General features: G+C 50.1%; 20 protein-coding genes. 14 read left to right on the top strand and 6 right to left on the bottom strand.

Annotation, left to right across the window (positions count from 1 at the left end; genetic code table 11):
* Positions 1-842: 842 nt before the first annotated feature.
* Positions 843-1,790, bottom strand: a complete 948-nt coding sequence (locus tag Q397_RS0106935; protein WP_028878795.1) for a GlxA family transcriptional regulator — start codon at positions 1,788-1,790, stop codon at positions 843-845.
* Positions 1,791-1,902: 112 nt separating this feature from the next.
* Here Q397_RS0106935 and Q397_RS0106930 point away from each other — a divergent pair, with 112 nt between their 5' ends.
* Positions 1,903-2,685, top strand: coding sequence for an enoyl-CoA hydratase-related protein (locus Q397_RS0106930; RefSeq protein ID WP_028878794.1), 783 nt, complete (start codon positions 1,903-1,905; stop codon positions 2,683-2,685).
* A 24-nt stretch (positions 2,686-2,709) separates the two neighbouring features.
* Entirely contained in the window at positions 2,710-3,861 is a 1,152-nt protein-coding gene (locus Q397_RS0106925) for an acyl-CoA dehydrogenase family protein (protein ID WP_028878793.1), read from the top strand.
* 100 nt (positions 3,862-3,961) lie between these two features.
* Here the strand turns inward: Q397_RS0106925 and Q397_RS21455 are convergent, their stop codons facing one another.
* The gene (locus Q397_RS21455) at positions 3,962-4,414 is read right to left on the bottom strand and encodes an RrF2 family transcriptional regulator (protein ID WP_038012994.1); all 453 of its coding nucleotides are present in this window, start codon (positions 4,412-4,414) and stop codon (positions 3,962-3,964) included.
* Between the two features lie 137 nt (positions 4,415-4,551).
* Between Q397_RS21455 and bktB the strand changes: the two genes are divergently transcribed.
* Together bktB and Q397_RS0106910 are read left to right on the top strand one after the other, a co-directional pair.
* Positions 4,552-5,739, top strand: coding sequence for a beta-ketothiolase BktB (bktB, locus tag Q397_RS0106915; RefSeq protein ID WP_028878792.1), 1,188 nt, complete (start codon positions 4,552-4,554; stop codon positions 5,737-5,739).
* A gap of 2 nt (positions 5,740-5,741) precedes the next feature.
* The gene (locus Q397_RS0106910; RefSeq protein ID WP_028878791.1) at positions 5,742-6,479 is read left to right on the top strand and encodes a 3-oxoacyl-ACP reductase; all 738 of its coding nucleotides are present in this window, start codon (positions 5,742-5,744) and stop codon (positions 6,477-6,479) included.
* 51 nt (positions 6,480-6,530) lie between these two features.
* Here the strand turns inward: Q397_RS0106910 and Q397_RS23960 are convergent, their stop codons facing one another.
* Positions 6,531-7,514: a GlxA family transcriptional regulator gene (locus tag Q397_RS23960; RefSeq protein WP_051609789.1), complete on the bottom strand. Its 984-nt coding sequence runs from the start codon at positions 7,512-7,514 to the stop codon at positions 6,531-6,533.
* A gap of 122 nt (positions 7,515-7,636) precedes the next feature.
* Here Q397_RS23960 and Q397_RS0106900 point away from each other — a divergent pair, with 122 nt between their 5' ends.
* The 8 genes from Q397_RS0106900 (at position 7,637) to Q397_RS0106865 (ending at position 17,711) form a co-directional block, all read left to right on the top strand.
* Positions 7,637-9,685, top strand: coding sequence for an acetate--CoA ligase family protein (locus Q397_RS0106900; protein WP_038012992.1), 2,049 nt, complete (start codon positions 7,637-7,639; stop codon positions 9,683-9,685).
* Between the two features lie 11 nt (positions 9,686-9,696).
* Positions 9,697-10,497, top strand: a complete 801-nt coding sequence (locus Q397_RS0106895; protein WP_028878789.1) for an enoyl-CoA hydratase-related protein — start codon at positions 9,697-9,699, stop codon at positions 10,495-10,497.
* A 164-nt stretch (positions 10,498-10,661) separates the two neighbouring features.
* Entirely contained in the window at positions 10,662-12,239 is a 1,578-nt protein-coding gene (locus Q397_RS0106890; RefSeq protein ID WP_028878788.1) for an ABC transporter substrate-binding protein, read from the top strand.
* Between the two features lie 110 nt (positions 12,240-12,349).
* The gene (locus Q397_RS0106885) at positions 12,350-13,306 is read left to right on the top strand and encodes an ABC transporter permease (RefSeq protein ID WP_028878787.1); all 957 of its coding nucleotides are present in this window, start codon (positions 12,350-12,352) and stop codon (positions 13,304-13,306) included.
* Positions 13,307-13,311: 5 nt separating this feature from the next.
* Positions 13,312-14,139, top strand: coding sequence for an ABC transporter permease (locus Q397_RS0106880; protein ID WP_028878786.1), 828 nt, complete (start codon positions 13,312-13,314; stop codon positions 14,137-14,139).
* Between the two features lie 4 nt (positions 14,140-14,143).
* On the top strand, positions 14,144-15,784 hold the full coding sequence (locus Q397_RS0106875; RefSeq protein WP_028878785.1) for an ABC transporter ATP-binding protein: 1,641 nt from the start codon (positions 14,144-14,146) through the stop codon (positions 15,782-15,784).
* A 9-nt stretch (positions 15,785-15,793) separates the two neighbouring features.
* Entirely contained in the window at positions 15,794-16,978 is a 1,185-nt protein-coding gene (locus Q397_RS0106870; RefSeq protein ID WP_084148971.1) for an MFS transporter, read from the top strand.
* A gap of 28 nt (positions 16,979-17,006) precedes the next feature.
* Complete coding sequence (locus Q397_RS0106865; RefSeq protein WP_028878783.1) at positions 17,007-17,711, top strand: NAD(P)H-dependent oxidoreductase; 705 nt, start codon at positions 17,007-17,009, stop codon at positions 17,709-17,711.
* A gap of 125 nt (positions 17,712-17,836) precedes the next feature.
* On the opposite strand, the gene Q397_RS21445 is transcribed toward Q397_RS0106865, so the two are convergent.
* Positions 17,837-18,523, bottom strand: coding sequence for an integrase core domain-containing protein (locus Q397_RS21445; RefSeq protein ID WP_028878782.1), 687 nt, complete (start codon positions 18,521-18,523; stop codon positions 17,837-17,839).
* Positions 18,524-19,034: 511 nt separating this feature from the next.
* Here Q397_RS21445 and Q397_RS0106855 point away from each other — a divergent pair.
* Together Q397_RS0106855 and Q397_RS23955 are read left to right on the top strand one after the other, a co-directional pair.
* Entirely contained in the window at positions 19,035-19,268 is a 234-nt protein-coding gene (locus tag Q397_RS0106855) for a hypothetical protein (RefSeq protein WP_028878781.1), read from the top strand.
* Between the two features lie 45 nt (positions 19,269-19,313).
* Positions 19,314-21,572 (top strand): bacteriohemerythrin, encoded by a 2,259-nt coding sequence (locus tag Q397_RS23955; RefSeq protein WP_051609788.1) that lies wholly within the window; start codon positions 19,314-19,316, stop codon positions 21,570-21,572.
* 76 nt (positions 21,573-21,648) lie between these two features.
* Here the strand turns inward: Q397_RS23955 and pheT are convergent, their stop codons facing one another.
* Positions 21,649-24,048 carry a phenylalanine--tRNA ligase subunit beta gene (pheT, locus tag Q397_RS0106845; protein WP_028878780.1) on the bottom strand — a complete coding sequence of 800 codons (2,400 nt, stop codon included), beginning with the start codon at positions 24,046-24,048 and terminating at the stop codon, positions 21,649-21,651.
* On the bottom strand, positions 24,045-25,121 hold the full coding sequence (gene pheS, locus Q397_RS0106840; protein ID WP_028878779.1) for a phenylalanine--tRNA ligase subunit alpha: 1,077 nt from the start codon (positions 25,119-25,121) through the stop codon (positions 24,045-24,047). The genes pheT and pheS overlap by 4 nt, the downstream gene beginning before the upstream one ends.
* Positions 25,122-25,149 lie beyond the last annotated feature (28 nt).

The following is a 25,149-nucleotide window of genomic DNA, read 5'->3' as shown; positions in this document are numbered from 1 at the left end:
CTTTCAGTTAGCTTTCATTAAATTGCAAATATATGCTGGATATATTTTTAATTATTACTTTTGTTCCCAAAGCAAAAAGGGCCACAGACTGGATCCTCTCTTTCAGTTCGCAAAGAAATATATCTTAGGAACGCGCTTTTGCTGCGTCGTCCAATTCTATTTTGTGATTTTTCAACATGACAAGCGCTTCATGATTTTGCTTTTCCATAGCAAAGGCAGTCCAGACGATCATGGACTCGTTTTTCCCTAAAACTGGAGAGTACCTTCTGTTAACCTGAGATTTACAGGAGGAACAAATGATTCTCAAAAAAACTGATGAATTTAAACGTGAAGCCGTCCAACTTTTTTGACAAGTGGCCTGTCACGCAAAGAAGACCTGCCGATCTTGGCATTGGTATGTCTACCTTGAACAAGTGTGGACCTGTACGGAAAAGGTGGAGTGTGTCTCACTCCCTTAGCCAGCCCGTTTTTTTAATTTGATGGTGTCTCTTTGCGGTATCATCGGCTCGGCTTACTGGGGGAAATCCATTTATATCATTGATTGTTTGAATTTGTATTTTACCAATAGCTTACGGAACTTGTTTGAGCACTATTGACTGCCACAATCTGAATGTTAGATCACGTCTTTTGGTGGTTTACGCAGGGCTATTGCTTTGTTCAAAGCGTCAATTACCAAGTCTTTTTTCAGGGGGGGGGGCGCTTCGGTTTGATTTCTTTGAGGTGAACGGCGTTGAAAGCCTGCATACTCCATGCGCCAATACGATTAGAAGAATAGTATACATTATCTTATTACTTTCAAGTACTTAGTGGAAAAGGAGGGGGATATAAGGTGTTGTTGCCCTTTAAGCGCGGATGCGTTCGTCAGAAGGGGAGAGGCCGAAAATATTTTTGTAGGCGCGCGAAAAAGAGGTTCTGGAAGAAAATCCGCAGCGGATGGAAATCTCGAATATCTGCAAGGAGGTTTCGCGCAGGAGTTGTCGGGCGTGGCGGAGGCGGGTGCGCAGGTAATATTGTTCCAGCGTCATCTTGAAAGTGGCGGCAAAGTGCCGCTGTAGTTGACGTTGGGAAATACCGGCTTGCTTGGCGAGTTGTGGGATGGGCAGCGGTTCTTCAAGATTGCTTTCAATCAGTCGTAAGGCACGGGCAATGCGCGGCGAGCTTTCCTCGATGAGCGAGGTCGTACGCTCTTTTTGAGGAGTGTTTTCCGATCGTTCGGTATCAAAGACAAACAGGTCGGATACCTGTTTTGCAATATCCGCCCCGTGGTCCGTGCGGATTAAGGCGATCATGAGGTCAAGTGCGGTGGTCGCCCCACCGGAACTGATCCTGTTACGGTCAATCACATAGCGGGTGTTGGTCGTGTCAATGTCGGGAAACTGTTCGCAGAAGGTCTCAATCTCTGCCCAATGAATGGTGGCTTTATAGCCATCAAGCAATCCACATTTTGCCAACAAATAGCTGCCCGCATCAAAACCGCCGAGGTTTTTGAAGTGATGCCGGTTCTTTTGTAGCGACAGAATCGCTTTTGGGGTGGCGTGGGATTGATAGTTATAACTGGATTGCACAATCAGCGTATCCAGGTTTTTAAAACGCCCAACCTCGTTGAGGGCGCAATCCACAGGCAAGGTCAGGCCGCTGGAACTATGCACCTGTTGTCCATCCAACGTTACAAGCGACCACGTGTAATAGGTGCGCCCAATGTAGTAATTGGCTGCACGTAAGGGCTCCAATGCGTTGAAGAGGCACAGATTACTGTAGTCGGGTAAGAGCAAAAAGCTGAAGTGTTTCATGTTTGGCGAAGTTTGATTTTAATTTGTCCAAATTTGATACATATGTTTTTGCATTAAGAACAATAATAATCCATCAAAAAATAAAGACCATTTAAGAAAGCAGAGCAGGGAAATGGAAAAATTCTTACATATCGAATACAACGGCCCGATTTTGGAGATCACGCTTGATCGTCCGAAAGCCAACGCGATCAATGCAGAGTTGAGCCGAAAAATGGGCGAGGTTTTCGCCGAGTTCCGCGATAATGACGACCTGAAAGTCGCAATCTTGACAGGCGCGGGCAGCAAATTTTTTTGTGCTGGTTGGGATCTAAACTCGGTTGCGGAAGGCGAAGAATATACGGGTGATTTTGGGGAAGGTGGCTTTGGCGGCTTTCCAGAAATGCATAACCTGTTGAAGCCGGTTATTTGTGCCGTCAACGGTTACGCCATCGGGGCTGGCTTTGAGATGTTGTTAAATGCCGATTTAATCGTTGCCAGCGAACAAGCACAGTTCTGGTTGCCGGAAGCGCAAGTGGGTGTGGCGCCGGATATCGGCACCTTTGTTTTGCCGAAAATCATGCCACGTCAAAAGGCCATGGAAATTCTGTTGACAGGTAAGCGCTTGTCCGCAGCGGAATTACAGGATCTAGGTATCGTGAATGAAGTCTGTGCCCATGGCGAGGTGATGGAGACAGCCCGCGCGCTGGCGCGTCGCGTCCTGTTGTCGGCACCTTTGTCCGTGGCTGCGATTAAAGAAGTACGCCACGCCACCCAAACTTTGTCGTTTGAGGAATGTTATGCCGATTTGCGCGCACACAAGTGGCCGCACTTCAAAAAAATGCTTGAAAGCAGCGACGCTACAGAAGGGGCGATTGCATTTCAGGAAGGCCGCGAGCCAGTGTGGAAAGGTGCGTGATTTCACGCTTTTAGGATAGAAAAAATGGATTTTAACCTTACAGAAGAACAGCAAATGCTGGTAGATGCAGTTCAGGCTTTCGTTGAAAAAGAACTGTTACCCTATGAAGAAGAAGTTGAGCAAGCGGGTGAAGTTTCGCCGGAACTGGCTGAACATATCAAGCAGCGCGCACTGGAAAACGGTTTTTACGCCTTCAACATGCCGGAAGAAGTTGGTGGCCCCGGTCTTGATTATGTCTCGCAGGCCCTGATTGAACGCGAGTTGTCAAAAGTTGGCTGGGCATTGCATGTGTTTGTCGCACGTCCCAGCAAAATTTTGATGGCGTGTAAAGGTGATCAGGTTGATGAATATCTGTTGCCATGCGTGCGTGGTGAAAAGTCTGACTGTTTCGCTTTGACCGAGCCGGACGCCGGATCAGACGCAGCAGGCATCAAAACCCGCGCTACGCAAGACGGGGATGATTTTATCCTCAACGGCAGCAAGCATTTTATAAGCCACGCTGGGGAAGCCGATTTTGCCATCGTTTTTGCGGTGACAGACAAATTTGAATATAAGGGCCGCATGAAAAACAAGGTTACCGCCTTTTTGGTGGATACCGATACTGACGGTCTGGTCATTCGTCGCGGCCCTACGTGCGTTAGCAACCGCGGTTATCATCAGTATGAGCTGTTTTTTGATGATTGCCGCGTGCCGTCTTCAAAAATCCTTGGCGAACTGCACGGCGGTTGGGATGTGGCGAACGATTGGTTGACCGCAGGCCGCGTGATGGTGGCGGCAAACTGTGTCGGTCAAGCACAGCGTGCCATGAATTTGTCCCTTTCCTGGGCGAAAGAACGCACCCAGTTTGGCAAGACCATCGGCAGCAACCAGGGTGTTTCGTTTAAGTTGGCGGATATGGCGACGGAAATTCGCGCTGCTGACTTGATGACCCTTTATACCGCACAGAAAATGGACGAAGGCTCCATGTCTGACGGTGATGCGGGGATGGCTAAATTGTTTGCCAGTGAAGTGCTGGCACGGGTCACGGACGAAGCGGTTCAGATTTACGGCGGTATGGGCCTGATGAATGAAACCATCGTGGAACGGCTGTGGCGTAACGCCCGTATCGAACGTGTCTGGGAAGGAACGTCGGAAATTCAACGTCACATTATTTCAAAAGAAATTTTGAATAAGTAGTGACCTTGAGGAAAGCGTATATGCACCTGAGGCCAATAGACGGTACGCTTTTAAACTGGCCCTTGAATTTTCAAGGGCCCTTTTTTTCTCAACAAGGTGACTAGACCGCTTCTTCGGTATCGTGATCAATGTCCATATCCGTGTCAAACGGCACAAAGAGAGAAGAAAGCGTAATTTCCTCAAGCTGTTGGCGGATGTTGCCTTCAATGTCTGCAAACAGGCGGGTGAAGACAGAATGAACCATGCAATGGTCTTCAAAACCTTCAAAAGGGTTGTCCAGACCTTCGGTAATTAGCGGGGAGTCCTGAACAGCGTCATATACCTCCCGTAGGGTGATTTGATCTGGCGAACGCGCAAGCGTTAAACCACCTGCAGCCCCACGATAAGATTTGAGGATGTTTGCTTTTACCATTTGCGAAACAAGGTTTCTAATGCGGGTGGGATGAACCTTCACCCATTTGGAAATTGTTTCGGTTCTCATCTTTTGTGGTGCATTGGCCGCAACGAATGCAAGGACAAAAGAGGCAGTAATAAGTCGCGTCGATTTAGCCATATGGAGTTACTTTTAGTTTTTTGATACAGATTCCCTTATACTATATTTTTGTTATGATTCCAATAACATTTAGGATGGACAAGGTTTGGCAATATGTTAATGTATCTATAACATAAAAATAGTGCAGGAAATTTGAAATGCAGGATGTGTATATTCTTGCTGGTGCGAGAACCGGTATCGGAGCCTTTGGCGGCTCTCTTAAAAATATGACAGCATGTGATCTGGCAACTGTGGTTACCAAAGAGGCGATCAAGCGATCAGGTCTGGATGCAAACAAAGTAGAACAATGTGTGTTGGGCAATGTCTTGCACGGCCAGGCCCGTGATATGTATGTATCGCGTGTGGCAGCGATTGAAGCGGGTATGGATGTTTCGTCTCGGGCCCTGACGTTGAATCGTTTGTGCGGCAGTGGCTTGCAAGCGATCATCACGGCGACCCAGCAAATTCAGCTTGATGACGTTAATGTCTGTGTCGCTGGTGGTGCTGAAAGCATGAGCCGAGCCGGTTACCTGATGGAGGCGCACCGCTTTGGCAAACGCATGGGTAATGACCAAATTATCGACATGATGGTCGGTGTTCTAACCGACCCGTTTGGGCATGGACACATGGGTGTAACGGCTGAAAATGTCGCGGCAGAACATGACATCAGCCGAGAAGATCAGGATGCCTTTGCCCTTGAAAGTCACAAACGTGCAGAAAAAGCCGTTCAAGAAGGGCGTTTCAAAGACCAAATCGTTCCAGTAGAAGTAAATCCGCGAAAAGGTATCATTTTTGATCAGGACGAACATTTCCGCCCCGATGCGTCTCTGGATGACTTTCAGAGCTTGAAGCCGGTTTTCCAGAAAGACGGTTCTGTGACGGCGGGCAACGCATCTGGCTTAAATGATGGGGCTGGTGCTGTGGTTTTGGCCTCCGCAAAGACGGTAGCAGAAGAAAAACTGACCCCCATGGCACGTATTGTTTCTTACGGTCAGTCGGGGGTGAAGCCGGAGATTATGGGGATGGGGCCGGTCGATGCGGTCAATCAGGCCTTGAGCCGAGCGAATCTGACACTGGACGATATTGATGTAATCGAGTCCAACGAGGCTTTCGCCGCCCAAGCTTGCGCTGTGTCCAAGGTGTTAGGTTTGGATTCTAAAAAAGTAAACCCCAATGGCGGGGCAGTTGCTTTGGGCCACCCGATTGGCGCGACAGGCGCGATCATCACGATTAAAGCCCTTTATGAATTGAAGCGCATCGGTGGCAAATATGGCCTGATCACCATGTGTATCGGTGGTGGCCAAGGCATTTGTCTGATTGTTGAAAATATAACTGAAGGGGTATAAGTATGTCTGAGAACACTTCTAAAATCGCCTTTGTTACCGGCGGCGCGCGTGGCATTGGGGCGCGCTGTGCCAAAGACCTGAAGGGCCAAGGGTATCAGGTTGTGATCGGGGACATTAACGCCGATCAGATCCGCAATTTTCAGGAAGAAACCGGTATTCCGGGCGTTGTGATTGACGTGGCGTCCTACGACTCCGTGCAAGCCGCGCAGCAGTTGCTGATCGAAAAATATGGCGATGTGGATATTCTGGTCAATAACGCGGGGATTACCCGTGATGGCTTTATGCACAAAATGGACCCTGTCAGCCAATGGCAGACTGTGATCGATGTCAATCTGGGCGGTGTTTTTAACACCAGCCGTGTCTTTGCTCCTGCCATGCGGGAAAAGGGCTTCGGTCGCATTATCAATATCAGTTCCATGAACGGGCAGCGCGGTCAGTTTGGTCAATCCAACTATGCGGCGGCAAAAGCGGGTATCCTCGGCTTTACCCGTTCTATCGCACAGGAACTGGCAGGCAAAGGTGTGACGGCAAACGCGGTTTGTCCCGGATTTGTGGAAACCGAGATGACACAAGCTATGCCGGCTGAAATTTTGCAGCAGGAACAGGCAAAAATTCCGGTTGGTCGATTGGGGCTTCCGGAAGATATTTCCAATGCGGTTGTCTTTTTGGCTTCCACGGCGTCGGGTTTTGTCAATGGGGCTACGCTGTCGGTCAATGGCGGGCAGTATATGGCGGCATAATCGCTTGAACGCACCGTATCAAGATGAAGGGGGGCATAGTCTCCCCTTTTTTTATGAGCGTTTGAGCTGTCGCTGACGACTGCCGAGTTTGGGTTGGAAGCGGTCTTCCGAAGGCGGGTGGCCCATGATTTTTTTGTACGCCCGCCCCAAAGTGGATTGGGAGGAAAAGCCGGTGCGAACAGCGATCTCCGATAAGGTGAGGGAGGTTTCGGCGATCATCTTGCGAGCGTTTTGGATGCGGGTGTGTAGATAATATTGCCGCACGTTCATGCCGATATTGTTTTTAAATTCTCGCTCCAGTTGGCGTTGGGATATCCGTAATTTCTCCGCTAGTTCCGTGATGGAAAGCGGGCCTTCCAGATGTTCGTCAATAATCTTGAAGGCGCGTTGCATCCGCGCAGACAGATGTTTCGTTTGACCTTCCGCTAGACGGATTTGCGGATATTCCCCCGGTTGTTCGCTGGTATATAAAAAGTGATAGGCGACTTGCTGGCTAAAAACCTTGCCATAATCACGTCGAATAATTTCCAGGATAAAATCAAGGGTCGTCGCGGATCCAGCGCAGGATAATCGGTTAGAATCCATGACAAAGCGTTGGTCAACCACATCCACATCCAGCGACAATTCCTGAAAATGTTTTAATTCTTCCCAATGGATGGTGGCTTTGTGCCCGTTCAGCAGTCCTGCCTTGGCTAACAGGTACGAGCTGCTATCAATGGCGGCGAGGACAGGGACTTTACGGCCAAGGTTTCTAAGCGCTTGCAAGACTTCTTTAGTGGCATATTTTTGATAGTTATAGCTGGCAAGTACAAAGAGGATATCAAACTTAACCGCGTCACAGCCCGTCTCTAGGGGGAAGTCCACATCAAATGTAAAGCCACTGCTGCTGCGCACAGGTTGCCCATCTAGTGACAGCAAATGCCAGTTGTATGCCCGTTGCGGGGAAAACAGATTGGAGGCGCGCAAGGGTTCAACAGCCAATGATAAACACAGGTTACTGAATTCAGGTAAGAGAAAAAAACCATAATTTTTCATTGCTGCACTGCATATACTATTTGGGCGAAAAATGTCTAACTATTGTCGATAAGTGTAAAATGTTATTGTTTTAATTGCAATAAAAACGGGGGGTAAAGACAACATATTTGGAGAACCAGAAAATGGATTTATCGCGCTTTCTAAAACCCAAAACCATTGCGGTGTTCGGCGGCGTTGAAGCTGCAGAAGTGATCCGCCAAAGTGGGAAGATGGGGTTTGATGGAGAGATTTGGCCGGTCCATCCTAAAAAGGAGGAAGTCGGCGGCCTGAAGTGCTTTAAATCTTTATCCGATCTGCCCGCAGCGCCGGATGCTGCCTATATTGCAGTAAACCGAAACCTGACTATTGAGTTGGTGCGCGAACTGGCAGAAATGGGCTGCGGTGGTGCAGTCTGTTATGCAACCGGATTTACAGAAGCTGGCGAAGAAGGTGCAGCTCTTGCCCGCGAACTGGTCGAAGCCTCTGGTGATATGATGATTTTGGGCCCCAATTGCTATGGTGTCCTGAACTATCTGGATGGGGTGATGTTGTGGCCTGATCAACAAGGCGGTAAGCGGGTGGAAAAGGGGGTCGCGATTGTGACGCAATCGTCCAACGTGGCCTTTAACCTGACGCTACAAAATAAAGCCCTGCCTATTGCGTATATGCAGTCCTTGGGTGTTCGTTTAAAATATGACCTGCCCGAAGCTATTCGCTGTTTTGCCGATGATGATAATGTCACAGCCATCGGCCTGCATATTGAAGGGATTGCAAACCCGCAGGCTTTTGAAGAAGCCGTACTTTATGCTCGCGAACGCGGCAAGCCGATCGTCGCCATTAAAATTGGTCGATCCGAAGCTGCGCAAAAAATCGCCATGTCCCACACAGCAAGTTTGACCGGTGCGGATGCATTGATGGATGCGTTGTTTGCACGACTTGCTATCGCGCGGGTCAAAAGCCTGGATGTGTTTATCGAAACCTTGAAAATTCTGCATGTTGCCGGCCCGGTTGGGGGGATGCGCTGTAGTGCGTTGTCTACCTCGGGAGGGGACTGTTCGTTGATCATGGATGCGGCGGACGAGCTTGCTTTGGATTTTCCCGAGATGTCACCTGAAGCGGTTGCTGGACTGAAAGACTATGTCCACCCGTCCATCGACGTGGCAAACCCGTTGGATTATCAGCTTTTTGACTGGCGCGACGAAGAACGACTGTATCAGCAGTTCAAGAAATTTATGGAAGTGGGCTACGACTTTAACATTTCCCTTCTTGATTTTCCTCGTTTGGACCGGTGTAGCGATGCGGACTGGCTGTTCTCCAAAAATGGATTTATCCGCGCGGCAGCAGATCTGGGCGGGCATTGTGCCATCTTATCGGCTATGCCTGAAAATATGACAGAGGCCGTGGCTGAAGAACTGATCGAAAAAGGGATTGTTCCTCTTGCCGGTATTGATAATGGCTTGGCTGCCATCGAAGCCGCTGCAAAAATCGGTATGGCTTGGAAAGAAGAGGCGAAAGATCATCTGTTGGCTCCGCCTGCAACAGCGGTGTGTGCTGAACAAGCGGTTAGCCTGAACGAAGCAGAATCTAAGGCAGCGCTGTTGGCCTATGGGGTGCAGGTGCCGTCCCACAGGGTTGTAAAGACGGCGGATGAAGCTGTGGCGGCGGCAAGCGATATTGGCTATCCGATCATTGCCAAAGTATTGGGTGTGGATCACAAAACCGATATCGGCGGGGTGAAGTTAAACCTGAAAGACGAAGACGCCGTGCGCCGCGCTATCGACGAGATGACAGGCTTGGCAGACGCTTTCCTGATCGAAGCAATGGTCGCGGACATGGTTGCGGAAATCATCGTGGGGGTTAATAGCGATGCCCAGTTTGGTCCGTGTCTGGTTGTGGGTGCTGGTGGCGTGATGGTGGAGCTGTTGAAGGACAGCGCGTCCTTGTTGTTGCCGACGACAAAGGACGAAATTCTCAATGCTCTGAACGGGTTGAAAACCGCGCCTTTATTCCATGGTTTTCGCGGGCGACCCAAGGCGGATCTGGATGCCGCAGCTGATGCTGTGTTGGCGATCTCAAACTACGTGATCGACAATAAAGACAAGGTCTACGAATTGGATGTCAATCCGCTGATGCTCCTGCCTGAAGGCAAGGGCGCAGTAGCGGTGGACGCTTTGGTTCGACTCGTAAAATAGGAAGAGCGACAATGGAAACTTTTGAAAATATCAATCTTACCCGCAACGGGGCCATCTTGGAAATCGAGATGGACCGCCCGAAGGCGAACGCGATCAGTGCGGCTTATTCACGTGACTTGGGGCGGGTGTTCGCCATGTTTCGCGATGATGCAGACTTGCGGGTGGCGATCCTGACCGGGGCCGGTGCCAAGTTTTTTACTGGCGGCTGGGACTTGAATGGCGTTGCTGATGGCGAAGAATATGTGTCGGATTTTGGTGTGGGCGGTTTTTGCGGCTTCACAGAAATGCACGACCTGTTAAAGCCGGTGATTTGCGCTGTGAATGGTCTGGCTGTTGGGGCCGGTTTTGAAATGTTGCTGCGTGCAGATTTCATCCTTGCAGCAGATCATGCGGCATTTTTCTTGCCGGAAGTGCATATCGGGGTCGCACCGGACATTGCAACGATCCTGTTGCCGAAATATCTGCCGCGACCTTTGGCGATGGAAGTTTTGATGACCGGGCGGCGTCTGTCTGCACAAGAAATGCTTCAATATAATCTCATCAACAAAGTGGTTGCGCCCGATCAGTTGATGGCAGAAGCACGCGCTTTGGCGCAACAGTTGTTGAAAGCAGCTCCTTTGTCCCTCGCGGCCATCAAAGAAGGGGTGCGCGAAACCGACAGCGTCGATTTTAGAGATTCCTATCGTGCGTTGAAAGAAGGTATCCAGCAGGGCAAATGGCCCCACTTTAAAAAGATGTTGGAAAGCAGCGATGCGACCGAAGGCGCAAAAGCCTTTCAGGAAGGCCGAGAGCCAAAGTGGACGGGGGCGTGACGTTGTCACGCCTTCATCAAAAACTTGTGGAACCCATAAAAAGAACTTGCAAAATATAAATGCAATAGTAACATTAACAATTATGATTTAGACCGATCCTGACAAAAATATAACTACGGGATTTTAAAGGTAAAAATCAACAGGATGCTTCATAGGAGAGAGAAATGTCTGAGAATTCAGGGAATGGTTTTAGCTTAACGCGTCGCTCATTGCTGAAGGGGACGGTTGCCACGGGTCTTATCGGCGGACTGTCGCCGGTCGCGTTTTCTGGGACTGCACAAGCGGCAGAGCCGAAAAAAGGTGGGATTATCAAAGTGGCTGTGTCCAGCGGTAACACCACCGATTCCACCGACCCTGGCTTGTGGGCAGAAGCGTTTACCATGATCGGTTTTTCCGGTGCTGTTTATAACAACCTCGTAGAAATCAATGACAAAGGGGAGTTGATCCCTGAGTTGGCCGTGTCTTGGGAAGCCTCGCCGGATGCAAAAGAATGGACTTTCAAGCTGCGCAACGGCATTGAGTTCCATCACGGCAAAGTGTTTGGTGCCGAAGACGTGATTGCCACCATTCGCCACCACCAAGGCGAAGACAGTAAATCTGCGGCGAAGGGGCTGTTGACGGAAGTTGAAAACGTGCGCGCTGACGGCAACAATGTTGTCTTTGAGTTGAAGGGCGGTAACGCTGACTTCCCTTATGTTTTGACTGATTTTCACCTTGTTATGCTGCCGTCTAAAGACGGTGTGGCAGACTGGAAATCCGGTCATGGCACAGGCGGTTACAAGATCAAGCATTTTGAGCCGGGTGTCCGTTTGGAGCTGGTGCGCAACGACAATTACTGGAAAGAAGGTCGCGCTCACTTTGATGGTGCCGAAGTTCTGGTGATTGCAGATGACACAGCACGGATTAACGCTTTGATGACAGGCGAAGTTGACTTGATCAACCGTGTGAACCTGAAAGCGGTTCACCTGCTCAAGCGCAACCCGAATGTTGTGATTGATAACGTAACAGGGCGTCAGCATTACACTTTCCCGATGATGATGGATCGTGTGCCTTACAAAAACAATGATGTCCGTTTGGCGATCAAATATGCGGTTGACCGTGAGGCCTTGGTTAAAACAGCGCTTAAAGGCTACGGCATGGTGGGGAACGACCACCCGATTTCCCCAGCTTATAAGTTTTACAACAAAGACTTGCCGCAACGCCCTTATGACCCAGATCAGGCCAAGTTCCACTTGAAGAAAGCCAACGAAGTCGGTTTGCAAATCAGGTTGCACGTGTCTGATGCAGCTTTCTCTGGCGCAACCAACGCTGCTGTTATGATCAAGGAACACATGTCCAAAGCAGGTATTGATCTGCATGTGGTGCGCGCGCCTTCTGACGGTTTCTGGAACGATGTGTGGATGAAAGAGTCTTTCTGTGCGTCCTACTATTTTGGTCGTCCGACCGAAGACAGCATGCTGTCATTGGTTTACGCCGAAAACGCTTCCTGGAACGAGAGCCACTTTAAGCATGACAAGTTTAACCAACTGTTGACTGCGGCACGTTCTGAACTGGATGAAGAAAAGCGCCGTTCTATGTACTACGAAATGCAAAGTATCCTAAGCAACGAAGGTAGCACGTTGATGCCGATGTTTGGTAACTTTGTCTCCGCACGGACCAAGAAAATTGCTAACGATGGTAAGCTTTCCTCTAATGCCGAACTCGATGGTTTACGCGTAATTGAACGTTGGTGGCAAGCTTAAGCCGTTTGTCCTAATACCTTACGGATCGGGTGTGCGCCATCATGGCGCTCCCCTTTTGAAATCTCCTTGAGCACCCGATCTTTTTTTTCGTTTTTATGAATTTGAACATCATGAATGTTTTATATAAGATTCTAGCAGAACGCATTTTTTTTGGGCTTTTCTCCCTCTTTGCTGTTTCTGTTATCATTTTTTTTGCCGTTGAATTAATGCCCGGTGATTTGGCTGAGGCGATCCTCGGTCAGTCGGCAACGCCTGAAAACCTAGCCGCTTTCCGAAAGCAGTTGGGGCTGGATCAACCTGCCTTCACACGTTTTTTTAGCTGGTTATCTGGCGCGATGGTCGGTGACTTTGGTGTGTCTTTCGCCAACCAACGCGATGTCGCAGACCTGATTTTGGGACGCTTGTCCAATACGCTGTTTTTGGCAGCTTTGGCGGCTGTGATTTCGATCCCGTTGGCGGTGACGTTGGGGATTTTGGCAGCGCTTTATCGCAACACTTTGTTTGACAGAATTGTAAACGTGTCTGCTTTGACCTCTGTGTCTTTCCCAGAATTTTTTGTGGCGTACATTCTGATTTATGTTTTTTCGATCCAGCTGGGTCTGTTTCCCAGCATGTCCAGCCCGAACCCGGATGCACCTTTTTGGGATAAAGTCTTTAGCGCGATCTTGCCGGTTATGACGTTGGTCTTGGTGGTTATGGCGCAAATGATGCGTATGACCCGCTCGGCGCTGATTAATCTTTTGGCTAGTCCCTATATCGAGATGGCCCGTCTGAAGGGGATGAAGCAGTCACGCGTGATCCTTTTCCATGCGGTTCCTAACGCCCTTGCACCGATTGCAAACGTGATCGCGTTGAACATGGCTTATCTGATCGCTGGTGTGGTGGTTGTGGAAGTGGTCTTTGTTTATCCGGGATTGGGGCAGCTGTTGGTTGACTCGGTCTCTAAACGGGATTTGCCCGTCGTGCAGGCCTGTAGTCTGATCTTTGCGGTCACCTATATCACCTTGAATACGGTTGCGGATGTGATCTCCATCCTGTCCAACCCCCGTCTCATGCACCCGAGGTAAGTAGGATGAGAACGTATACACAACAAATTGCCAAAGCGCCTTTGAGTGCGCAATTCGGCCTCTTCGTTATCTGCGTCTATGTTTTTTGCGCGCTGTTTGCACCGTTTATCACCCCGTTTAGCGAAACCGAAATTATCGCGGATGCTTATGCACCGGCTGATGCCAGCATGTGGCTGGGTGCGGACAATCTGGGGCGAGACATGTTTACCCGCCTGATTTACGGGGCGCGTAATACGGTTGGTGTTGCCTTTGCAACCACGGTATTGGCGTTTTTGATCGGTGGTACCATCGGGATGTTGTCAGCAACTGTGGGCGGCTGGTTTGATCAAGTGATGTCGCGCACCGTTGATATTTTAATGGCTGTCCCGCAGTTGATCTTTGCTTTGCTGATTTTGTCGGTGGTGGGGACCAATACAGTGTCTCTGATCTTTGTGATCGCGGTGTTGGATGCGACACGGGTCTTTCGGATTTCGCGGGCAACAGCCATGAACGTGGTGACCCTTGATTTTGTCGAAGCCGCCAGACTGCGCGGGGAAAGCAAGCTGTGGATCATCTCGCGCGAGATTTTGCCCAATATTTCCGCCCCCTTGATCGCTGAGTTTGGCCTGCGCTTCTGTTTCGTCTTTCTGTTTATTAGTGGCTTGTCGTTCTTGGGTCTTGGTATTCAGCCGCCGTTGGCAGAATGGGGTGGTATGGTGCGCGAGAACGCGGTTTTGATCACGTTTGGGGAATATACGCCACTCTTGCCCGCTGCTGCGGTTGCCTTGCTGACCGTTGCTGTAAACTTTGTTGTGGACTGGCTGTTGCATCTGTCCAGCGGACTGAAGGATTAATGTCATGACGCAAAACACTAACGACCTTCTGCTGGATATTCAGGATTTGCATATCTCTGCATTCTTTGAAGATGAATGGTATGAAATCGTAAAAGGGATCAACCTGAGCCTTAAAAAAGGTGAAGTTCTGGGCTTGATCGGCGAGTCAGGGGCTGGCAAATCGACCATTGGTCTGGCAGCTATGGGCTACACCCGTGACGGCTGCAAGATCACCAAGGGGAAAGTCCTGTTTGATGGTCTGGATTTTGCGCAGGCTAACCAAAAGGAACGCCGTGCCCTTCGCACTGTGCGCATTGCGTATGTGGCGCAAAGTGCGGCCTCGTCTTTTAATCCGGCGCATAAAATTATCGACCAACATTGCGAAGGGCCCATCCAGCAGGGGGCGATGAAGCGTAAAGAAGCCGAGGCCAATGCGTTGGACTTATACGAGCGTTTACATCTGCCCCATGCCGATACCATCGGGTTTCGATATCCCCATCAGGTGTCAGGCGGGCAATTGCAACGCGCGATGACTGCCATGGCGATGGCGTGCAAGCCTGATCTGATTATTTTTGACGAACCAACGACCGCCCTTGATGTTACCACACAGATAGAAGTGCTGGCGGCTGTGCGCGAAGTGGTGAACGAATTTAACTGTTCTGCCATTTATATTACCCATGACCTTGCGGTAGTGGCGCAAATGGCGCACCGGATCATGGTTCTGAAACATGGTAGCCTTGTTGAAGAAGCCCCAACTCGTGAGATGCTGTCGGCGCCAAAGGAAGATTATACCAAGAGCCTTTGGTCGGTCAGAACCTTGCAAAGCGAGGTCCGTCGCGTGACCCCGAACGAAGTGCCCGTGGTTGAGGTGGATAACATCGTCGCCGGTTACGGCAATGTGCAAATTTTGAATAACGTCTCCATGAAGGTCTACAAAGGCCGCACATTGGCGGTTATCGGTGAGTCTGGTTCTGGTAAAAGTACGACAGCGCGGGTTATTACCGGCTTGCTGGAACCGTCCCAAGGACGCATCCTGTTTGATGGACAAGAAGTGGCATCGGATTACCGCAAGCGTCATAAAGATGATTTGCGCAAAGTACAGATGATCTATCAAATCCCGGACACGGCCCTTAATCCGCGTCAGAAGATTAAGGATATCATCGGGCGACCTGTGGAATTCTATCTAGGCCTAAAGGGCAAAGCGAAAGAAGCGCACGTTCGTGAACTCCTAGAAATGATCGAGCTAGACCCCGATAAATTTATGATGCGTGAACCGCGGGAGTTGTCAGGTGGTCAAAAACAACGGATCGGGATTGCGCGTGCTTTGGCGGCGGAACCTGAACTGATCATTTGTGATGAAGTTACCTCGGCATTGGATCAGTTGGTGGCAGCGGGCATTTTAAAGCTGTTGAGACGGCTTCAGGATCAAATGGGTTTGGCCTACTTGTTTATCACTCATGACGTCGCAACCGTGCGCGCGATTGCAGATGAAGTTGTGGTGATGAGGCAGGGGAATATCATTGAGCAGGGCTTACGTGACGATATGTTCACGCCGCCCCATCATGAATATACGGAACTTTTACTTTCTTCGGAGCCGGAAATGGACCCGGATTGGTTAAACCGTGTGCTTCATGAGCGCAAGCTGGATGCTGAAACGTCCTATTAGGGGCATGTGATGAAAATAAATTTGGCCTTAGGCCCTCTCTTGTTTTCCTGTCTGATGTTTTCAGCAGGAGCGGGACTATATAATACTGTTCTATCGCTACAACTTTTGTCTGTGGGTCATTCATCTTCAGCAGTTGGAGGTGTTATGGCGTCCTATTTTTTGGGGCAGGCTGCGCCGTTGTTTGTGTTGCCGGCGATTGTCTTTCGTTTTGGTTACGTGCCCATGTTTTTGGTGTTTTTAGTTATTTTAAGCACCTGTATGGCCGTGACTCCTTTTACCGGCAATTTGTTTTTATTGATGTGTATCCGCTTTGTGTCCGGTATCGCCATGAGTGGTCTTTTCCTGATTTCGGAAAGTTGGATCAACACATCCGTTCCGAATGCACAGCGCGGTCGGGTCTTTGGGCTTTATATTCTCTTGTCTATGGGCGCATTGGGCGGCAGCCAGTTTTTGCTGACCTTTTGGCAAGGAACGGGCAATGTGATGCTGATGCTGTCTGTGTCTTTTTGCTTGATCGCGTTGATCCCGTTTTTGCTTATTTTTCGCAAATGCGCCGGTGTGGGCCGTAAGGTCCTTGAGAAAAAACTTCTTAGATTCCGCTGGAAAGGGATGGCTAGTCTTTTGTGTCCCATTACCGGGATTGCCTTCGGATCTTATTTTTCCAATGCAGCTGTCTATGCGGAAAAGAGCGGCTATAGCATGACCCAAATTGGTGTTTTTGTGGGGGCGGCGATTTGTATCGGGGCGCTTTTGCAGTTGCCGGTGGGTATGATTTCGGATCGGTTCGGGCGATGGAATACGCTTAACACGGCCTTAAGCGGGACTATCTTTGTGGCCTGCGTCATGTATCTGGCGCCGCAAAGTTCGTTTTGGCTGCTGTGTTTCCTGTCTATGATATTGGGGGTGTTTATCAACTCCTTTTATCCCTTGAGTGTGTCTATCGTAAATGACGAAATTTTGACGGATGAGCGGGTCGAGGTTTCCGCTTCCCTTCTACTGTCCTTTACCGGCGGGGCGGCGATTGGGTCCTTGTTAGGCGGGGTGGTTATTGATCACTTCGGACATGAAAAGCTGATGATCTTTCTGGTGCTCGTGTCGTCGGTGGTCATCATTTCCCTTTCTATTTTTAAGCTATTTGCACCGGCAGCACCCCCTGTTTGCGAGGTCTGCCACGCACCGACACCCCTTGATTAAAATGACATAACGAGATTGGAGTAAAGCTATGAATATTCTTATTGTGCATGCCCACCCAGAACCGCAGTCCTTTACAACAGCGATGAAAGATAAGGCTGTTGAAAAACTGACAGGGCAGGGCCATGAGGTAAAGGTTTCGGACCTTTATGAAATGAATTGGAACCCGATTGCAAGCGCTGACGATTTCGCCGATCGCAAAAACAAAGACTATCTGGTCTACGCTTTGGAACAACGTCATGGGTATGAAAATGAAACCATCGCAGCTGACATTCAGGCAGAAGTGGAAAAGGTCCTGTGGGCTGATTTGGTAATTTTCAGCTTCCCGATTTATTGGTTCTCGGTTCCGGCGATCCTGAAGGGCTGGTTTGACCGGGTGTTCATTTCTGGCAAAATCTACGGCGGTCTGCGTTTTTATGATAAAGGCGGGATGGCTGGCAAAAAAGCGTTGGTTGCCTGTACCTTGGGCGGTCAGGAACATATGTTCGGCGAAGGCGCCATTCACGGTCCGTTTGAAGATATGCTGCGTCCCTTGTTGCGTGGCACATTGCGTTATGCCGGTTTTGACGTCTTGCCGCCGTTTGTGGGTTGGCATGTTCCTTATATCAGTCAGGAAGACCGCGAACAGTTCCTCGTTGATTATGACGCTTATTTGGATAAACTCGAGGATCTGGACCCGATGACATATCCTACCATGGACCAGTTTGACAAGACCCTGCGTCCTATGCCGAAATAAGCGGTTCAGTTGATCCGATAAACCCACTTCGTCTTTCCCCTCTGCGGGCGAAGTGGGTTTTTTATTCAGGTACAAATTGACTTCAGTAAAAGTTGATGGGGGCTGCGCAATGTTCTATTACCTGACTAGGTATTTAGTCTCGGCGTGTGTTGGGTTGGATCAATTTTGAATCTTTCTGGCTCCTTTGTCCAGATTTTACAAACGTATTCGTATAGTGTTAGACCTCGTAAGGTTTTTAAACGCTTTACGAAATTATAAGCCGCGACAAATGTTTGCAGGTGGTTACGAAGTTGATTATGACTTTCGTAATAATAGGGTTTTACAGTCGCTTCCTTGAGAGTTCGGTTCATCCGCTCAACCTGCCCATTTGTCCAAGGGTGGTTGATTTTTGTCAGACGGTGCTCAATATCAAACTCATCGCATACCCTATCAAAAATGTGATGAAAGGCATATTTTTGACGTTTCTGATTGGTAAATTGAATACCATGACGCTGAAAACAACGATGCAAAGATGATCTGCTAAGATGGGGAAGACTGGCCTGCAAAGCATACAGGAAATCATCCAAGGGTAATAAAGTATGACGGCGAAAGGCAATGCAAACCGCTTCTTGCTCAGGGCTAAGAACTGTCGAATGCGGGTTCTTGGGCCCCATCGCTGCATCTTCTACTGTTTCGCGCTGTCTCCACTTGCGAACAGTCTTAGGATTAATGCCGTAACGCTCGCTTAACTCCGAGACCGAAGCTTGCGATTGCTGTATTGCTGCTCTGACTGCGTGAGTGGTCTTGGCGCTTACGTGTAGAACTTGTCCCATAATGTCCTCGGTGCTGATGGATCAGTATAACTCATTCCACCACACTCCGGGGTTAAACGCCTAAGATTGAAACTATTGATGATATTGAACGAAATAGAAATGAGCGGATTTCTAAAATTCAGGGGAATGGAAATCCGCCTGTAGAATGAATTTGACATCAAACGAATCTAGAGTGTACTAACTGTGTGTAGCAATTAGGTATAGGAAATTCTTTTTTTCATTTAAAAATCAATGACTTAAAGAAATGGATTTGGTGCTGTCTGGGTGTATCGGTCGGCGATCTGGTTGAGGAAGATGGGTTTATTTGTTTAGAATTGATCCAAGTCATAGCAAAAAATCCATAAGAGTATTTGAATGTAAGTTATGGTTGATATGCACTGGTGTCCTGTGTGATAAAACTGTTACAATTCTCAAAGCACTAACCAAATGATTGATCTTGTTATCGTGCCTCTTGTTATTAGGGGCGCGCGGGGCAATCTATTAAGAATAGAACGAGAGGTCGTACTCCGCCATGAAGCTTTCTACAAAACTACCTTCGGTTATAATAGGCCTGTCCATCCTTGCTGTGGTGGTGACGGGGGTGATCTCCTTTACCCGATCAGAAAAGGCGCTGGAAGATGCGGCTTTTTCCAAGCTGGCAGCGGTGAAAGAAGCGCGTGTCAGTGAATTGGAAAACTATCTGCATGCGGTGGAAGAAGATTTGCGCGTCATAGCGACAAACGATATGGCTGTCAAAGCGGTGTAGGAGATTGAAAACGCTTTTGCGCAATATGGTGATCGCGCCAAAGAGATGGTGCGCGCGCTGTATATCACCAATAATCCACACAAAGCGGGGGAGCGTCAAAAATTGGTAGATGCCGGGGACGGGTCAGACTATAGCGCGTCCCATGCGCATTATCATCCGTGGTTTACTCAGTTGCTCAACAGTCGGGGTTTTTATGATATTTTCCTTATTAATGAGGACGGGGACGTTGTTTATTCCGTCTATAAGGAAACGGATTTTGGCACCAACCTTAAGGATGGCGATTGGTCCAAGACCGACCTTGCAAAAGTTTACAGGGAAGTTGAAAACAAGCCGTTAGGCACCATTGCTTTTTCCGATATCGCGTCCTATGCCCCTAGCGGGGATAAACCGGCAAGTTTCATGGCGACACCGCTCTATGAGGAAGGCAGTGTTTTTCATGGGGCCGTGATCGTTCAGATGCCGATTCAACGGATCAACAAGATCATGAACTCGGCTGTCGGTATGGGGAAAACCGGGGAAAGTTATCTCGTTGGTGGGGATTACACCATGCGAAGTGATTCGCGTTTCTCCAAAGAGAGCACGATTCTGAAGCGCAAAATTGAAACCGATGCGGTTAAAAAAGCTTTGGCTGGTGAGAAGGGGGTGATGGTTGCAGTTGATTATCAGGGGGTAGAAGTCCTGTCCAATTACACGCCGATCACATTCCATGGGACTACATGGGCGGCTGTCACAGAAATTGCGATGGATGAAGTTGATATCCCGGCATTTGAATTGCGTGATGTTCTGGCGCTGGTGGTGCTGGTGATTGCGGTCATTGTCGGGGCGATCGGTTTTGTCTTGTCGCGTTCCATTACCCGCCCGATTGGGGCGATGACGGGGGTTATGGGGCATTTGGCGCAAGATAATTTGACGGTTGATGTGCCCTACACCGACAAGACGGACGAAATTGGCGACATGGCAGTTTCGGTTAATCACTTTAAAGAACAGATGATCAAGGTGAAGGAACTGGAAGCCGAACAGATCGAGCAGGAACGCCGCGCGGATGCACAGCGCAAAGCCGCCATGATCCAGATGGCCGATAGCTTTGAAGACAGCGTAGGCAAGGTTGTTCAGACCGTGACGTCGGCGGCAACCGAATTACAGGCCTCTGCCACACAAATGTCCGCAACGGCGACAGAGACCAGTTCACAGGCAACGACCGTGGCGGCGGCGGCGGAAGAAGCTTCGACCAACGTGCAGACGGTCGCGTCCGCAGCGGAAGAACTGGCAAGTTCTGAAGGTGAGATCAGCCGCCATGTACATAAATCGTCTGAGGTTGCGGATTATGCGGCCAGACAGGCGACAGACACAAAAGCTACTGTTGAAAATATGGTGGAGGAAGTGGGCAAGATCGGCACCGTGGTGAGCCTTATTCAGGATATTGCCGAACAAACCAACCTGTTGGCTCTAAACGCAACCATCGAAGCTGCGCGCGCGGGTGAAGCGGGTAAGGGCTTTGCTGTGGTGGCAAGTGAAGTGAAAAACCTTGCCAACCAAACCGCAAAAGCGACAGAGGAAATCAGCAAGCAAATCGGCGAAGTGCAGTCGGTGACCCACAAAGCGGCGGTTGCGATCTCCAGCATTGGGGAAACGATTACCGAGATTGACCAGATTGCCAACTCTATTGCGGCGGCTGTGGAAGAACAGACGGCGGCCACGTCAGAGATTGCGCGAAATGTGGAGCAAGCTTCACAAGGGACAAACGAGGTGACGATCAACATCCAGTCGGTGGAGCAGGCGGCAGGGGAAACCGGGGCGGCAGCGACCCAGATTTCCGATGCGTCCTCTGAACTATCCCATCAAGCGGAAATCCTGCGCGAAGAGGTGAAATCGTTCTTGGACCGTGTCAGAAGTGACAATGACACCATCATTCTGATGGAATGGGATGAGAGCCTGAGAACGGGTAATCCGGTTGTGGATGAGGAACACCAAGAGTTTATCACGATGCTCAACGGGTATTACTCGCTCATGCGTCTGGGCAAAGGCGCAGATCAGGTTGATGACATGATTGCCAAGTTTAGTGACCACATGAATATTCATTTGGCTAATGAAGAAGCCGAGATGGCGAAGATGAGCTATCCAGAGCTGGAAGCCCACAAAAAGTCCCACCGGGTCTTCTTGGAGCGTTTAAACGAGATTAAACGACAGCAGGAAGCGGGTCAGGATACCAGTGTTGATTTTCTGGAATATATGGCGAAATGGCTGCGCGAACATACGATGAAGTATGACAAGCTCTATGTCACCTATATGAACGAACACAACTAAGACAAGGGCTTAAGCAAAAAGGGCTTCCACCTGAAAAAGTGGAAGCCCTTTTTTCGTCGCTGATGTGAAGCTGGCGTTAAGCGCGCAGCTCCCCACCAGTGTTTTTCGCAACGCTTGCGATGATTTTATCGCTGACAGTCTGAATGTCTTCGTCTGTCAGGGTATCTGTCGTCGGTTGCAAGGTCACTGTGATGGCAACGGACTTTTTACCCGCTTCCATGTTGTCGCCTTCATAAACGTCGAAGATGCTTGCATCAGAGATCAGCTTTTTGTCTGCTGTTTTAGCAGACTGGATGATCTTGGCGGCTGCAACGTCACTATCAACGACAAAGGCAAAGTCGCGCTCCACCGATTGCAGTTGTGACAGCACCAAAAGCGGGCGCAAAGCCCCAGTCTTTTTGGCTTTTGTGGCCGGGATGTTATCAAGATAAATCTCGAAACCAACCGCAATGCCCTTGTAGCCCATCTTGGTGAGCACGCCGGGGTGCAGTTCCCCGAAGTAGGCCAAGGTGTTTTTCGGCCCAAGTTTCAAGGCACCGCTGCGGCCCGGGTGGTAATGGGCGGGCGCCCCTTCCGGGTCCACTTGCAGGCTGTCTACTTTCGCGCCGGCTGCTTCCAGAACCGCGATTACATCTGCTTTGGCGTCAAACACATCCACGCGGCGCGGGGATTGTGCCCAGTTACGCGGGCCTGTCTGGCCTGTGCGCACACCGGCAACCACGACCGGCTGTTGATCGGCTTGATCGCCATCAAACTGCGGACCGACTTCAAACAGGCACCCGTTCGGCATGTTGCGATCATTGTTGCGCTGACACGCCGCCAACAGGTTTGGCAGCAGGCTTGGGCGCATGATCTCAAGGTCCGTGCTGATCGGGTTGGTCAGACGCAGGTTTTCGTCTGTCCAGCCAAACAGGCGGGCTTGTTTTTCCGGCAGGAAGGCGTACGTCACCGCTTCGGAGATCCCGCGGGTGACCAACGTGCGTCGTGCGACATCCCGTTTCTGCTGGGCAGGGGACAGCGCGACTTCCGGCAGATTGGTGTCACGAACAAGCGAGACTTCCTCAATATGTTCGTAGCCATAAACGCGGATAACTTCTTCGACCAGACAGGCTTCCAATTCAATATCGGAACGCCAGGACGGCGGTTGAACGGCAAAGCTGTCGCCTTGATCGTCTAGCTTACAACCCAGTACGTCCAGAATGCGCACCATGTCCGCTTCCGACACGTCCACGCCGGTCAGTTCTTTAACACGGGCCTTGCGCAGCGTGATGGTGCGTTGCCACTTAGGCTCTTCACCCGCAACGACCAGCTCGGACGCTTCGCCGCCGCATAGTTCAAGAATCAGGCGGGTTGCCATTTCTGTCATGTCAACGACCGCGGCTTCATCCACGCCACGCTCAAAACGATAGCGCGCATCAGACAGGATATCCAGTTTGCGCCCTGTCATGGCGGTGCGGATCGGGTCAAACAACGCACATTCAAGGAAGACGTTTGTTGTCTCATCGGTACAGCCGGACACTTCACCGCCCATGATGGCGCCCAGGCCATGCGGGGTGGTGTCGTCACACACAACGGTCATGTCGCTGTCCAGCTTGTACTCTTTTTCGTCCAAGGCCAGCAGGGTTTCGCCTTCTTTCGCCAGACGGACGTTGATGTCGCCATTCAGTTTGTCGGCATCAAAAACGTGCAGCGGACGGCACAGACCTTGGGAGAAATAGTTTGTTACATCCACAAGGGCAGAGATCGGACGCAGGCCAACAGCCAGCAGCTTGTCTTGCAGCCATTTTGGGGACGGGCCGTTTTTGACGCCACGGATGTAGCGACCCGCAAATTGCGGACAGGCTTTTGTGTCGGCAATGTTGATCTTGATCGGGCTTTCAAATGTGCCCGCAACCGGATCAGTATTGATCGGCTTTAAGGTGCCATATCCAGCCGCTGCCAAATCACGGGCAATGCCGCGCACACCGGCGCAATCGCCACGGTTTGGAGTGATCGCAATCTCGATGATCGGATCGGTCAGCCCCATTACGTCCACTGCGCGCGCGCCAACTTCAACGTCACCAGCCAGATCAACAATACCGTTATGATCGTCAGACAGGTTCATTTCCGCTTCAGACATCATCATGCCTTCAGATGGCACGCCACGAATTTTTGTCGGCTTTAGGGTGACGTCCAGACCGGGGATATAGGACCCGGAGGTCGCAAAGACGCCTTTCAGGCCCGCACGTGCGTTGGGCGCACCGCAGACAACGTCATATTCTTTTTCGCCATCAGAGACTTTGAGGACTTTCAGTTTGTCCGCGTCCGGGTGTTTTTCAGCGCTTAGAATCTCAGCGATTTTAAACGTTTCCAGACCTTTGGAACGATCTTCCACGCCTTCAACTTCAAGGCCGATCATGGATAGTTTTTCGACGATCTCATCGAAAGTTTTGTCTGTGTCGAGGTGCTCAAGCAACCAGCTATAGGTGAATTTCATCGGGTCAGCCCTCCCACCATGGATGGCACATCAAGGGCTTTAAAGCCGTAGTGACGCAACCAACGTAAATCAGATTCATAGAATGTGCGCAGATCAGGAATGCCGTATTTCAACATGGCAATCCGCTCGATGCCCATACCGAAGGCAAAGCCCTGATATTTTTCGGAGTCGATGCCGCAGTTTTCCAACACTTTCGGGTGGACCATGCCGCAGCCGAGAATTTCCAGCCAGTCATCGCCTGCGCCGATTTTAAATTCGCCGCCTTCACGGGTGCAGCCGATATCCACTTCCGCACTGGGTTCAGTGAACGGGAAGTAGCTGGGGCGGAAGCGAACGGGAAGGTCATCCACACCAAAATAGGCTTTACAGAAGTCAATCAGGCACCCTTTGAGGTGACCGAAATGTGTCTTTTCATCAATGACCAGACCTTCGATCTGGTGGAACATCGGTGTGTGGGTTGCGTCATAGTCACAACGGTACGTGCGACCCGGACAAATGATACGGATCGGGGCGCCCTTTTCCTGCATGGAACGGATTTGAACAGGGGACGTGTGGGTACGCAAAACCATACGGTTGCCGTCTTGTTCGCGCGGCAGGTAGAAGGTGTCATGGTCCTGACGGGCTGGGTGTTCTGGCGGAATGTTCAACGCGCCGAAGTTACGCCAATCATCTTCAATGTTTGGTCCTTCTGCGACGCTGAAGCCCATTTCACCAAAGATGGCGATGGCTTCGTCGATGGTCTGGCTCACCGGGTGAACGGTGCCTTGTGTCTCTGGACGCACAGACAGGGTGACGTCGACTTTTTCTGCCATCAGACGGGCGTTCAGTTCAGCGTCGGCCAGTTCTGTTTTACGGGCATCCAGGGCTTGAGCCACTTCGCCTTTGACGATATTGAGCTTTTGACCGGTTTCTTTGCGTTCTTCCGGGCTCAGGTCTTTCATGTTCTTCATCAATGAGGTGATGGAGCCTTTTTTACCGAGCGCACTGACGCGAATGTCGTCAAGAGCCTTGGAGTCTGTTGCGGCTGCGACAGCTTCCAGTACTTCTGTTTTTATCTGATCGATATTTTCCATAATCCGTTCCTAAAATGGAAATGTGTGA

This window comes from Terasakiella pusilla DSM 6293 (assembly GCF_000688235.1).
Taxonomy (GTDB): domain Bacteria; phylum Pseudomonadota; class Alphaproteobacteria; order Rhodospirillales; family Terasakiellaceae; genus Terasakiella; species Terasakiella pusilla.
The sequence above is the reverse complement of the archived record's forward strand: the minus strand, read 5'-3'. Positions and strand labels throughout refer to the sequence as shown.